This is a genomic window from Ardenticatenales bacterium, assembly GCA_020634515.1.
Lineage (GTDB): Bacteria > Chloroflexota > Anaerolineae > Promineifilales > Promineifilaceae > JAGVTM01.
The window spans coordinates 227,339-240,323 of the sequence record JACKBL010000004.1 but is presented as its reverse complement, the minus strand read 5'-3'; the positions used below and the strand labels follow the sequence as shown (position 1 = coordinate 240,323).

General features: G+C 59.9%; 8 protein-coding genes. 1 reads left to right on the top strand and 7 read right to left on the bottom strand.

Annotation, left to right across the window (positions count from 1 at the left end; genetic code table 11):
• Positions 1-407: 407 nt before the first annotated feature.
• The 7 genes from H6650_12700 to H6650_12670 form a co-directional block, all read right to left on the bottom strand.
• The gene (locus tag H6650_12700; protein MCB8952864.1) at positions 408-2,768 is read right to left on the bottom strand and encodes an ABC transporter permease; all 2,361 of its coding nucleotides are present in this window, start codon (positions 2,766-2,768) and stop codon (positions 408-410) included.
• A gap of 69 nt (positions 2,769-2,837) precedes the next feature.
• Positions 2,838-3,572 (bottom strand): ABC transporter ATP-binding protein, encoded by a 735-nt coding sequence (locus H6650_12695; protein ID MCB8952863.1) that lies wholly within the window; start codon positions 3,570-3,572, stop codon positions 2,838-2,840.
• 72 nt (positions 3,573-3,644) lie between these two features.
• Entirely contained in the window at positions 3,645-5,066 is a 1,422-nt protein-coding gene (locus H6650_12690) for an MFS transporter (GenBank protein ID MCB8952862.1), read from the bottom strand.
• Between the two features lie 240 nt (positions 5,067-5,306).
• The gene (locus H6650_12685; GenBank protein ID MCB8952861.1) at positions 5,307-6,221 is read right to left on the bottom strand and encodes an SPFH domain-containing protein; all 915 of its coding nucleotides are present in this window, start codon (positions 6,219-6,221) and stop codon (positions 5,307-5,309) included.
• Between the two features lie 356 nt (positions 6,222-6,577).
• Positions 6,578-9,373 (bottom strand): hypothetical protein, encoded by a 2,796-nt coding sequence (locus tag H6650_12680; GenBank protein MCB8952860.1) that lies wholly within the window; start codon positions 9,371-9,373, stop codon positions 6,578-6,580.
• Between the two features lie 853 nt (positions 9,374-10,226).
• On the bottom strand, positions 10,227-11,180 hold the full coding sequence (locus tag H6650_12675; GenBank protein ID MCB8952859.1) for a polyprenyl synthetase family protein: 954 nt from the start codon (positions 11,178-11,180) through the stop codon (positions 10,227-10,229).
• Between the two features lie 187 nt (positions 11,181-11,367).
• Positions 11,368-11,535: a hypothetical protein gene (locus H6650_12670; GenBank protein ID MCB8952858.1), complete on the bottom strand. Its 168-nt coding sequence runs from the start codon at positions 11,533-11,535 to the stop codon at positions 11,368-11,370.
• A 541-nt stretch (positions 11,536-12,076) separates the two neighbouring features.
• Between H6650_12670 and H6650_12665 the strand changes: the two genes are divergently transcribed.
• Complete coding sequence (locus H6650_12665; GenBank protein MCB8952857.1) at positions 12,077-12,982, top strand: alpha/beta fold hydrolase; 906 nt, start codon at positions 12,077-12,079, stop codon at positions 12,980-12,982.
• Positions 12,983-12,985 lie beyond the last annotated feature (3 nt).

Below are 12,985 nucleotides of genomic sequence, written 5' to 3'. Positions count from 1 at the left end.
CCGGAAGCTCAATTTCAGGCCCAAAGCATTGCATATTCAAGTTATTGAGCATCCAAACAGCTTCCGGGAAGGTAATCGTGAGTAGTTGCGAATCAAAATCAAGAATAGCCTGAAGATTATTCTGTTGCCCACAAAGTTTGCCGGCATTTACAAAAAGTGTGACTGCCCACAGCCGCCCAACAGATGCCGGCAAACATAACGAATCATGACGCCAACTATGCCTGAGCCAGGCGGGAGTTTATCCGGGCGCTGAATTCAAACCGAATTCAGCGCCTTTTTTGTTGGGCGCTAATTCGGAAAGCGGCGATAGCTAAAAACACCTTATACCCAAGACGAGAAAAATTCCCCTGGGCTGGCAACCCGCCAAATCAAACCAACCAGATGCCAACTTGCACTGAGGAGAGAATTTACGTCAAAATCTTGGTCGCCTCGGCCAGGTTGAGGCGGTTGACGCGGCGGATGGCGGGGATGGCGGCGAGGAGCATGGTGAGGAGAATGCCGGCACTGGTCAACAAATAACTCTCCCACGAAATGTGAATGTCGAACTCGAATAACTCGGCGCTGAATGCCTGCCCCATCTGTACGGCGGTCCACGTGCCCAGCAGCAGACCGGGAACCAGCGCCAGCAGCCACAACAGCGCCGTCTCCAGCGAGATGTTGCCGGCAATGCGCCACTTGTCGCTGCCGATGGCCCGCATCGTCGCCAGCTCCCGCTGCCGCTCCAACACGTTCACCGTGGCGGCGTTGAACAGCAGGGCGAAGGCCATCACCAGCACAAAGCCCAACATCATCAGCATGAAGGCCCAAAAGAGGCCGACGAGTTGGTCGAAATCCTGCCGCGTTTCCGCCTTCACCTGCACGCTGGCCGCGCCGGGTAGGCGGTAGAGGTCGCGCTTGATGCTTTTGGCCCGCGCCGGGTCCACGCGCAGGTAGATGCCGTTGAAGATGGGCACGGGCAGGGGGGAGAGCTTGCGCGCCTGCGCCAGGGAGACGTAAGCGGCGGCGCTCATCAGTTCGGTGACGGTGGCGCTGAGGTGGAGGGTTTGCCGTCCCAGGGGGGTGTCCAGGGTCACGGGGTCGCCCGGCTGCACGCCGAGTTGGCGCGCCAGGGCGTCGGTGAGGACGATCTGGCCGTCGGCGAGGGCCTGCGCGGGGGAGATGCCTGCCGCCAGGGGCAGGACGTGCATGTCCTGTTCCGGGGGGAGGGCGGTGAGCAGGATGTCCTGGCTGGCGTCGGGGGTGTGGAGGGATGCCGGCATTTGCATCACCCCCACTGCCTCCGCCACACCCGCCCACGAACGCACCCGCGTCAACGTATTCTCCACCTGCGGCGTATCAAACACGGCGGCAACATCCCACCGCTCCACCTCCTCGAACGTCTGCGTTTGCAGCGTGCGCATCGCATCTATCAGTCCCAGAACCATCAAAACGAGGACAAAAGAAAAGATGATGCCCAACCCCGTCGTCAGGGCGCGGCGGCGCTGGCGAAACACGTTCCGCAGCGGCAAGCGCAGCCACAGCGGCGGGCGGATCCATCGCTCTAGCAGGCTCAAATGCCCATCGCTGAGCGCCGCCGCCGGGTCTAGCCGCATCGCCGCCGCCGGCGCCATCCGCGCCGACTGCCGCGCCGGCCCCCATCCGGCCAGGATAGAGGCGATCAGGCTGAAAGCCGCGGCGGGCACGATCAGGTCCGCGTAGACGTGCGTGCGCACCAGGGGGATGCCCAACTCGCTGGCATAGGTTTGCGTAATCCACCGCCCCAGCGGAATCCCCGCCGCCACCCCCAACACCATTCCCAACACGCCTATCGCCAGGGCGAAGGCGAGATAATGTCCCAGGACGGCGCGGCTGCTGTAGCCTAACGCCTTCATCAGGCCGATCTGCGGCTGCTGCGCTCGCACCATGCGCCCCAGCATCACGTAAACGGAGATGGCGGCCACGGCAATGATCAAGGTGGGCATGAGGCTGGCGAGTTCGCGGTAGCCGTCCAGGTCTTGCTGCAAGGCGGCGTTCGATGGTTGCTCCCCCTGCCAGATGGTGGACTCAATCTGGTACGGCTGCAGGACGCTGCCGGCGGCGGCGGCCACGGCGGATTGGTCCGCGTCCGGGCGCAGGCGCAGCGCGAACTCGTTCACGGCGTCCCCCGCGTTCATGGCCTCTTGCAGCGTCGAGAGGGGCAGGAATATCACGGCGAAGCTGCGCGGCGAGGGGAAAATTTCCTGCTGGCTGGGGCTGACGATCAGGTATTCCGGGCTGGAGGCGATGCCCACCAGCGTCAGCGGCGTGGGTTGGCCGTTGAGGATGGGCGTGATGGTGTCGCCCGGGTGGAGATCGTGCAGACCGGCGAAGGCGGATTCCAGCACGGCTGCGTTGGTGTCGCCGGCGGCCAACATGCGCCCCTCGCTGATCCATAGCTGGTTCACGGCGGGCTGGCCGTCTCCGGGCAGCCCCAGCAGCCGCGCCCGCACCTGGTCCCCGTCGGGCAGGTCCAGCCCCGCGTCTACGCGCAGGCGGCCCGTCACCGCTGCCACGCCGTCGAGTTGGGTTATGTCGGCGGAAATGCCGGCAGGCGCGCTATCTACCTGGAACGTCACATCGGCGAAGCGCAGTTGATCATAGGTGTTGCGATAGGATGTGCCCAGGTCGCGGTAGGCGCTGATCAGGCCGATAAAGCCGGAGACGCCCAGGGTCATAATGACGACCAGGGCCAACGTTTGCGGCCACATGGCGCGCAGATCGCGTAGCATTTTGCGGAATAGCGTATTCATATTGCAAACAGATTAGCGATTTTAGATTGGTTCAATCTCCGAAGATTGAACCAATCTCCGAATGATGGTTTACCAGTTGAGTTGGGCCACGGGAACGGGCGTGGCGTTGATTTCTTCGTGGTCGATCATCCCGTCGCGCAGGCGGATAATGCGGTCGGCCATGGGCGCGATGGCCGTGTTATGCGTGACCAGGATAATGGTGGCGCCGCGCTGCCGGTTCAGGTCGCGCATCACTTGCAGCACCTGCTGCCCGGTGTCCACGTCCAGGTTGCCCGTTGGCTCGTCGCACAGCAGCAGCGGGGGATCGTTCGCCAGGGCGCGCGCAATGGCTACACGCTGCTGCTCCCCGCCCGAAAGCTGGGAGGGAAAATGGTCGGCGCGTGCGGCCAGGCCAACCAGTTGCAGCAGGTCGCGGGCGCGCTGGCGCATGGATTTGCCGTTGTGCTGCGTGAGGGCGAGGGCGAATTCGACGTTTTCGCCGGCGGTGAGGGTGGGGATGAGGTTGAAGAACTGGAAGACGAAGCCGACTTTGCGTTGGCGGTAGCGGGTCAACTGTGTTTCATCGTACAGGCTGATCTCTTCTCCTTGCACGATGACGCGCCCGCCGGTGGGGCGGTCCAGCCCGCCGATGAGGTTGAGGGTGGTGGTTTTGCCGGAGCCGGAGGGGCCAAGCAGGACGGCGAATGTGCCCGCGCCCACGCGCAGGTCAAGTCCTTGCAGGGCGTGAACGGTGACTTCGCCCATGCGGTAGGCGCGCGTCAACTGCTCGCAGCGTATCAGATCGTCGGAAGGGGGTGTATTCATGTTTTGCTCCCAGTGCATTTAACCGCAAGCACTTCGTCGTACCATGCCTTTGAACGAACCTTTTGTCTGGAATTACGAAGGCGTTTGCAGTTCCGTTTTTTGCCGGTGGAGGGCGGCAACGCGGGATTGAACGTCGGCCAGTTTTTGACCGTGGAGACTATAGCCCAAGAGGATGAGGCAGGCAAGGATGGCGGCGATGGCGGGAATGCCGGCAATCATCCAGCGAATCCCCATCACCGCCGCCGCCGGCTGCACGGGATACAGGTCCCCGTTGGCGGGGGAGATGTAGCCGCTGAGGGTGAGGATTGCGCCGGTGATGAAGCCCTGAATGGTGAAGGCGAAGCGGATGACGAAGCCGTTCATGCCGAAGTACATGCCCTCCCGCCGCGCGCCCGTGGTTAGCTCGTCGGCGTCCACCATGTCGGCAATGAGCAGGTCGGTGAGCATGAGCAGCCCGGCGAAGTTGATCCCGAGGATGGCGGTCCCCAGGATGCCGCCGTAGAAGTTGGCGGCCCAGAAGAAGACGAGCAGCGCCGCTGCCGTGGTCAGGCAACAAACTTGCAGGGTGACGCGCGCGCCCCACCGCTGCGCCAGCTTTGTCCATACGGGCATGGCGGGCATGGCCATAATAAAGGCCACGGCCAGGAACAGGGACGTTTGCAGCTCCGGGTCGAGGGTGAAGCCGTTGGCGAGGGTGAGCGGCTCGCGGATGTTTAGGGCGTACTTGGTGTAGAAGGGGACGGTGGCCGCCAGCATCATGAAGATGAACTGGATCGCCAGGTTCGCGCCCAGAAAGTAGAGGAAGTCGCGGTTGGCGAGGGTGGCGCGCAGCGCCTGGCCGAAGGGGAGCGTTTCGTCTTGTTGGAAGACGCCGCGCTCGCGGCTGCCGAGGAGGGAGAGGGCGAAGAAGACGACGGTGACGACGGTGAGGAGGAGGGCCATGCCGCCGCGATTGCTCCAGTCCGCGCCGGCCAGCACGGGGGGCAGGGCGACGCCGATGAGCAGGCCGATGAGGGAGAAGATTTGCCGCCAGGCGGAGACGACGGCGCGTTCGCGGTCGTCGGGGACCATTTCCGGGAAGAGGGCGGTCCAGTTCATGACGACGATGGTCCAGAAGAGGTCGAAGAGGAGGACGAAGCCGAGGAAGTAGAGGAGCAGCCCGGTGCCTTTGGCGGCGACGAGTCCGGCGGGGGGGGACCAGAGGAAGTAGAAGGTGATGCCCAGGGGGAGGAAACTGCCGGCAATCCAGGGAATGCGCCGCCCCCAACGGGTTTGTGTTTTGTCTGACCAGTAGCCGGAGAGCGGGTCGTTGATGGCGTTCCAGACGCCATAGATGGCCCAGGCCAGCCCCACCCAGCGGGCGGCCAGCCCCAGCACGTCAATGTACACAAACTGGATGTAGGTGGCGAAGGATTGGTAGGAGAGGGCCACGGCCAGGGAGCCGGAGGCGTAGAGGATCATTTGCCAGCGGGGGAGGTGGAAGTCGCGGGTCATAGAGAAACCTCATGAGCGGGGTTATGGGGTGGTTTGCCCTGACGCGGGTGGAACGGTGTGGAGAATTGCGCCATGCCCGCGCATGGGCGATTGGAACAGGCAACTGGCGGCAAATACGGCAAAACTATATCCGATGCGGAGCGGTGTGACAATGAAATGATGGGGCGGTTGGTGGGGAAATCGGGAACGCCTCTTGCGGGGAAGAGGCGTTCTGGTGAGGGGAGGGAAAGAGGCGGGTTGTCAGTTTGCGGCGGGCGTTTGCTGGTGGGTGAGCCATTCCGCCGCGGTTAGCCCGTCGGCTCGCTGCCGTCTGCCGGCTCTGGCGGGTGCGGTTGGCGGGGCGGGGAAGGTGGGCTGGGCGGCGGCTATGGGGTAGAGGAGGGAGACGCCGTTTTGCCCCAGGATGCGCATTCGCTCCAGTTCCGCCAGCCGCTGCATGTCGGTGTCGGAGAATTGGCTGATGATTTTTTGCAGGTAGGCGAGGGCGCGGGCTTCGCTTTCCGCCTGGACGGCTCTTTCGTGGGCGGCGGCGAGGGTGGATTGGATTTGTGCCGGCATTTCCAACGACTCAATCACCACCCGCTGCACCACCACGCCCAACGACGCCAGCCGCCCAGCCGCCGCCTGCCGTACCTCGCGCTCCAGCCGCCCGCGCGCGCCCGCGGCAAACAACTCGTTTATCCCGTAGTTGCTCACCACCCGTTGCAGGCAGTTGTTTACGTGTGACTGCGCGATCATGCGGCTCTTCCGTGCGAGTTTCAGGGCCAGCTTCGCTTGTGTATCCGCCGACAGCGCAAACGGCTCCATCTGGTAAGCTGCCTGCCAGCGCACCGTCAGGGGAACGCCGCCGTTGGTGTACGCCTGGCACGCGCCGGAAGCGACCTCCCCGCCCAGGGGGATGACGGCCTGCACTTGTTCCGCGAAAGGAACCAGCCAGTGGCTCCCGGCGGGCAGCAGGCGGGAAAAGGCTTGCCGTTCCCGGTTGTAGACGACGGCGGCGCTCAGTTCGGGTACGCGCACGAAGGAGGCGCGGGCGGTGAGGGTGAGGAGGGTGAGGAGGAGGAGGATGCCGGCAATGCTCCCCACGAGCGGCCAACCCACCACCAGCCCCGTTACGGCTGTTACGCTGCTTAGTCCTGCGACGATACGCCACATATGATTTGCTCCTCTGAAAATGATCTTCCCGGAAGCTTTGTTACGGATGATAACCCTCGGTAACAGCTTCCGGGAAGATGTTCTTATTGGGTGGTACCCTGATCTTCCCGGAAGCTTCGTTACGGATGATAACCCTCGGTAACAGCTTCCGGGAAGATGTTCTTATTGGGTGGTATTGCGTCGGAATTGTTGTTAGTGTTTATTGAACACGAATTATAGTGTAGAAAATACACATTGTCAAGGGAAAGGGCTTTGGGTTTGTGATATGGGAGGGGAGGGGAAAATGCCGGCACAAAACCCCACCATCCATCAATGGCTGACCAACGCTCTTGGACTTAGTGGGAAAAACGGGCTGGCTACCCTGGTTCCTGACTTTGTGCCAGGCAGGAATGAATGGCGAAAAAGAGGTCGTCCCCTGTGTAAGGTGGCGGCACAATGTGGCGGAAATCTTCCGCCCGCGGTTCTTCCGCCACCAGCAACAAATAAGGGAGTCGCGGGAGGGTCGCCGTGCGCGCCATCTCCGCGGAAATCAGCAGCAAATCAACCGGCTCATCCATCACCAGGGGAGACACATCCGCCGAGGTGTAGACGGTGTACTGTTCTTGTTGCAACAATTGGCGCAGGTGGGTGCGCCGCTCCTCCACCTCATCCGCAAGCCAGATAGCGCCCTGCGCTCGTGGGGGCGGCGCAACAGCCAAAGGGAACTTGACGATCACGGAGGTGCCGTGTCCTGGGCAACTGCGCACCGCGATTTGGGCGTCATGCAAGGTGACAATCTCGCTGACAATGCTCAGACCCAGCCCTGTGCCGCGAATGTTCGATTGGCTGGTTTGTCTGCCGCGATAGAAGCGTTCAAAGAGATAGGGCAGATCATCCGGTTCGATGCCAATGCCCGTGTCCTCAACCTGGAGCCATACCTGCTGGCGTGACACCAGCGCGCGCGTACTGACCCACACCTGCCCCTGGGGGGTGTAATTGATGGCGTTGACCAGCAAGTTGGTCACCACCTGTAGCAATTGGTTGCGTTCGCCACGAATCTGATACAGTTGCGGTCCTGGCACAAATATCATGCGCAGTCCATTGGCCTCGGCCAGCGGCCTGTGAATGGTCACCATCTGGTCCACCAGCCCGTTCAATTCAATTGTCTGGAAAGAAATCTTATGATCCCCGTTCGCCCCTGATTCTTTTGCCAGATCGAGGCGCGCCAGGTTCAATATCTCTTCCACCAGGCGCGTCAGCCGCCGGGTCTCATGCTTCAACACATCCAGGTAGCGCGTCTTGCGTTGCGGATCCTGCGCCTGCTCCAGCAGTTCTAAATGCAACTCCAGGTTGGTGATGGGCGTGCGCAATTCGTGGGAAACGTCCGTGACGAAACGGGATTTGAGTCGGTCCAGTTCCTGTAGACGCTCATTGGCCTCTGCCAGTTCGCGGGTGCGCTCGTTTACCCGTTGTTCCAGGTCGGCGGCATAGGCGCTCAACTGGGCATACAATTGCGCGTTTTCCGTGGCAATGGCGACGTAGCCGGTCAGTGCGGTGAGCAGGGAAATATCCCGCCGTGGGTAGAAATCATCCGGGTCGCGCCGTCCCAGCAGCCAGAACCCGAGCAGTTTCTGCCCCAATTGCAGTGGCAGCGCCAGACGTAGCCAGGCCAGATTGTCCGGGCTGGCCTGGGTCGGAGAGATGTAATGGCCGGCATGCCCTTTGATGTAGTCAAACTGCGCCATATGGCGCGGCACCTGGATGGGCATTAACCCTTGCATGTAGGCCACTTCCACCTGATTGCCGGAGAGGAGGCAAAGGGCGGATTGCCGAATCAACAGTTTGGGCGCGATGTCTTGTTTCAAGATGCGGGCCAGGTCATCGTGCCGGACGGCATGGGAGACCCGCGCCGCGAAGTTTTCGATGATGGTTTCGTCGTAGGGCGTGGCTCCGTAGACGAGTTGATCGACCAGACGCAGGAAGGGGGTGCGCAACAGCGGTGCGCAGATGACGAAAATGGTGGAGATGATGGCGCTGTAGATGACGGGTTCGTTGTCTATGCCTATCCATTGGTGACCTATCAGGAAGGTGATGACGAAGCCGATCAGGTAGACGAGGCCGAAGCTGTAGGACCCCAACAGACGGCTGACGCGGAATTCCAGGTCGCCGAGGAAGCGGCGGAAGATGGCGTAGGTATAGAACAGGGGCCAGACGGGGATGGAGAGGAGGGCGATGCCGGTGAGAAGCGGGGTGAGGGCGGGAGGGGGCGTGGAGATATTGCTCAAGAAGAGAAAGAGAATGCCGGGACCAAAAGCCAGCGCCAGCCCGGCGAGCATGATGCGGGCGGCCTGGCGACTGGCCGGCGGCATGCCTGGGGAGAGGACGGTGACTAAAAGGAGGATGCTGCCAATGATGGCCACCAGCAGGCTGATCAGGTAGACGCCTGTGGGCAGGAGTCGCAAGACTTCCAGGGCGATCATGATCGCCGCCAGACCATAGAGGAAGATGAGCAGGTAGGGGTGGAAGCGTTGCCCGCGAGGAATGGGCACGATGAGGTGCATGTGTAGGCAGATGGGGAGGAGGAGCCAACTGGTGAGGCGCAGGACGAGGGAAGAGGCGCCAACCTGCCAGGCGGCGTCCGTTCCGCTGACGAACCAGATGCCAATGAGAAAGGTCGTGGACACGAGAAGTTGCCAGCGGCGGTCACGGGGTTGGAGGAAGAGCATGATGATGGTGCCGGCAACCCAGAAGGGCAAGAACATGAGGAGTGTGCCAAAATCACGCAGCGGGGAAGTGACGCTGCGTGCCGGCATTTCCCACAACGCGATTATGGGAGACAATGCCGCTCCCCGGAGAAACTTGACCGGAACCATATCCCCCGCCGCGTACCCCGCAAACGGCGTTTGCCGCCAATCCTGCCGGTATTGGGCATACGTCAGGTTGCCAATTTGCACAAACCGGTCCCCTACGATTACGTCATTGGAGCAGGGCATGCCCGCTGCACAAGGCAGAATTTCCGTGACAACCCAGTTGCTGCTGATGGTCAGACCCGGCTGTGGCAGCAGATAGATACGCGCATAAACATAGTACAGACAGAGGAGCAAGACTCCCGCGGAAATAAGGAGGAAAGGCCATTCTTTGGAACGGGTGTTTGTTTTCTGTACTGACTTCATACGACAAACGTGCTTAGGACTGACGATGAAATAAAGTGCGGAATTGCATCGTCAGTTTGAAGGAACGGTAAGGAAACAACTTCGTTGTCTTATTTAGGTTCCGTCCCTTAGGACTGACGATGAAATAAAGTGCGGAATTGCATCGTCAGTTTGAAGGAACGGTAAGGAAACAACTTCGTTGTCTTATTTAGGTTCCGTCCCTTAGGACTGACGATGAAATAAAGTGCGGAATTGCATCGTCAGTTTGAAGGAACGGTAAGGAAACAACTTCGTTGTCTTGTTTTAGTTTCCGTTCCTTAGGGATAGTTGCCCTGAGCGTTGCTACCATGCCTGGAGAAGAACAGTTCCTTCATTTCCATAGGTGGCTGCGGCGAGAATGCCGGCATTACCGCCATAAAGACGGTACAGCCTCCTCTGAGAAGGAAAAACAAAAAACAACGGCGGCTATCAGGTGAAAAGCGACTATCCCGTTTTCTGCTTCAATAGATGCCTTTCTTGCGCCAGGCCCCATTTTTTTTTTGAGCGTCGCTGCCAATACCGACGCTCGGTCAGCAGAAATCAAGTCTGTTTCATGCGCGTAGCAACCATTGTTTGATATGACATCTCGGAAGACCCCCATCCCCCCGGAAATATCCTTTGCTACAGCAACGAAGCCCGTCAGCGCGGCGCAAATCCATAAACGATCTTTATGCTAACCGCGCCTTACTGCTGCCTGACCATGGGGCGAGAATTTTGGGGTGGAGGTGAATTGAGCGATGTGGAAATGACGCTGAGTGGAATCATGTAAAAGCATGAGCGTGATACCCACCGCCAGGGGCAATGGGATGCGACATGATAGAAAACAGGCGTTCTCCTAGACCTGGATCCCACTCTTTTGCAGAAGAGTCGTGACCAGTCTGATCTGTTTGGTTAATAATTCTAACAGGGGTTGTGCATCTGCCAAGCCCAAATCTGCCAGCATCTGCCGGCCTTTCTCATAACGCGCCATTATCTGAAAAGCAGCATAACTGACCGCGCCGGAGCGCATGAGAATTTGCTGTGCTTCGTGCAAGGAGGCGCTGTCGGCCACCTGTCCCTGCAGTTGGCGGAACCGCTCTCTTTCCGCATGATCGATGGATTGGGCGTAGAGCAGCAGCAGGTTGTTGCGCCCTTCCAGCCAGTCAGGATTTGCCGGGGATTGAAGGGCATCTAGCAGGTCGTCCTGAATCTGAATCATCTCCCCCAGAAGCAGCCCAAACTGGCGCAGTTGCCCCGCTACCGTTGGCGGGGCTTCTCCAGCTACCGCGCCCAGATAAAAAGCCGTGCCATAAAAGGGGGTACTCTTGGCCTCCACCACCCGCCAATAGTTGACTTCCCCCGTCAGGTTTTCGCTATCCAGATGTTGCCCCAGCGCCGTGGCGTGTCCCATCCAACCCAATTCCCGCGCCAGCGCCACGCGCAAATTGTCGCCAATCTCGCTTTGCAATAAAACCCGAAAAGCCGCGGCCTGGAATGCCAGGGACATATTGGCGGCCGCCCCCGTCCCTACCTGGTTGTGCCAGCCGCGCGGGTCATTGTCAAGCATATCATCCGTCAGGATGATGCTAATCTGCATACAGGCAATGGCGGCAGCGGCCGGAATCGCCTGCTCCGCGGGCGCGCCCACTGCCTGGCAGGTCAGTAAGGGCAGGTCCCAATCCGGGCGGGGTTTCTGTTGGGCTACGTCAAATACGCCAAGCATGTCGGGCCACGCCGCCGCTTCTGGCAGAGCCAGCAGGCAACGGTGTATGGCGTCAATGGAGGAACGGGAAGAAATAGTAGGAGGCAAGATGGCTCCTATTTACGCATTACGCATGTGCGAAGACGACCCCGAGGATGACGTGCCAAACAGAAGCAGAGCAAAGCCTTCATGTTGGGGCCGCGACTATCCACTCCGTGGACGAGGTGCTATGTGATTGATGGGGTCGGTGGATCGTGAGGCCCGGTGGTAAATGAACTATTGACCCATTCGATGATTACCACCACCCGGTCCAGGCGGGACTATCTGGAAGCAAATCCTCTTGCAAAAGCCCCAGGTCTTTGACTTCCATTAGCTGTTTCAGGGCGGCGATAAGCTTGTTGTCGTCGCTGCTTTCGGCGGAAAGCATCTGATTGAACTGTTCCATTGAGATGACTGCTTCCATATTTTTTCTCTCCTTTTGCATGAAAAAGGCAGTTGTGATCACGGGAAATCCGTGTTTTCGCCCAACTGCCGGCATAACTCAAAATGACACTGAATGATCATGGCCGTCGAGCAACAATTGGCACAACCCAATTTCGCTATCGAGCGCATCATCACTAAAAAGATTACCATGATTTGCGCCGAGGCACAAGAGTAAGCGCTATAATGGGTGCGCGGAGCTTCTGTTGATGACCCGCAAGCCGAAAATTTCTTACAGAAATCCGAGGGATAACAAGGGGTTACTGCCAGGGTAAGTGGGGTTTTTCCGTTCATGGGGTGAAAATGACCCCAAGAACGGAAAAACCCCCTAAAATTCCTGGCCCAGGGCCGTATTCGCCTTACATAAACGAAGGTGTCAACAAGAACTCCGCGCACGCCTCCACAATGCTATATGGCAAAAATGCGCGGCTTGCCCTAAAATGACAGCAGTCGTGGTGTTCTGTAACGATAATTCGGTTGTGGGGATGGTTTATTGATTCTGGTCATGTAGGTGATAGATGGCAATGATGCACTTAAGTTTGCTCCCTGGGGCTGAACCTTTCTTTTTTCGTGGGGTGGGCGAGCGCGGGCAGATTGGTTGCCTGATTTTGCACGGGTTTACGGGTGTGCCCGGAGATGTGCGCAGCCTGGGGGCGCACCTGGCGGCGCACGGGTACACGGTTTACGGGCCACGCCTGGCGCACCATGGTAGCGATCCCGCCGACTTGAATCGTTCGGAGTGGCATGATTGGTATTTGTCGGGGTTGGATGGGTGGCATGTGTTGCACGCGCAGTGCCGGCAAATCGTGGTTATCGGCCTCTCCATGGGGGGATCCACCGCCTTGCTCCTGGCGGCGCGCCTACCCGTGCAGGCCGTCATCGCCATGGCTGCGCCGCTCTACCTCTATCCCGACTGGAAGCTGCGCCTCACCCGCTACATCTGGCGCGTCTACCCCTTCTCCGCCAAGCCCACGCGCGGTAGTTTGCAGGAGGCGGAGGAGCAGTTTGAGCGCGAGTCTTACAACGTGAACCCGGTGCGTGGCGTAGCGGAACTGCTGGAGTACCTGGACGTGGTGGAGGCAAATTTGCGGGATGTGAATGTGCCGGCATTACTCATCCACTCGCGCCAGGATCAAACCGTCCCCCCCGGTAACATGGACTACATCTACGAGCGGCTCGGCTCGTCCCATAAAGAACGCCTGTGGCTGGAACAAAACAGCCACGTGATCACGGAAAGCGCGGAAAAGGCACTCCTGTTTGCGCGTGTCTCCGACTTCGTGGCCGCGCACACCACGCCCGTCGCCCTGGAAGAACCCCCTGCGACGCCCGGTGAGAACGCGCGCTGGCGGCAACGCTGGCAGATACTGTGGCAGCGATTCCGCCCCACGACGGAGCCGGTCGCTGGTGGTCCCAAGCCGACCGCGCATTGATTC

Excerpts from the sequence above, each read along its gene's own strand:
- H6650_12700 (MCB8952864.1), bottom strand. The coding sequence starts at position 2,768 with ATGAATACGCTATTCCGCAAAATGCTACGCGATCTGCGCGCCATGTGG.
- H6650_12695 (MCB8952863.1), bottom strand. The coding sequence starts at position 3,572 with ATGAATACACCCCCTTCCGACGATCTGATACGCTGCGAGCAGTTGACG.
- H6650_12690 (MCB8952862.1), bottom strand. The coding sequence starts at position 5,066 with ATGACCCGCGACTTCCACCTCCCCCGCTGGCAAATGATCCTCTACGCC.
- H6650_12685 (MCB8952861.1), bottom strand. The coding sequence starts at position 6,221 with ATGTGGCGTATCGTCGCAGGACTAAGCAGCGTAACAGCCGTAACGGGG.
- H6650_12680 (MCB8952860.1), bottom strand. The coding sequence starts at position 9,373 with ATGAAGTCAGTACAGAAAACAAACACCCGTTCCAAAGAATGGCCTTTC.
- H6650_12670 (MCB8952858.1), bottom strand. The coding sequence starts at position 11,535 with ATGGAAGCAGTCATCTCAATGGAACAGTTCAATCAGATGCTTTCCGCC.
- H6650_12665 (MCB8952857.1), top strand. The coding sequence starts at position 12,077 with ATGATGCACTTAAGTTTGCTCCCTGGGGCTGAACCTTTCTTTTTTCGT.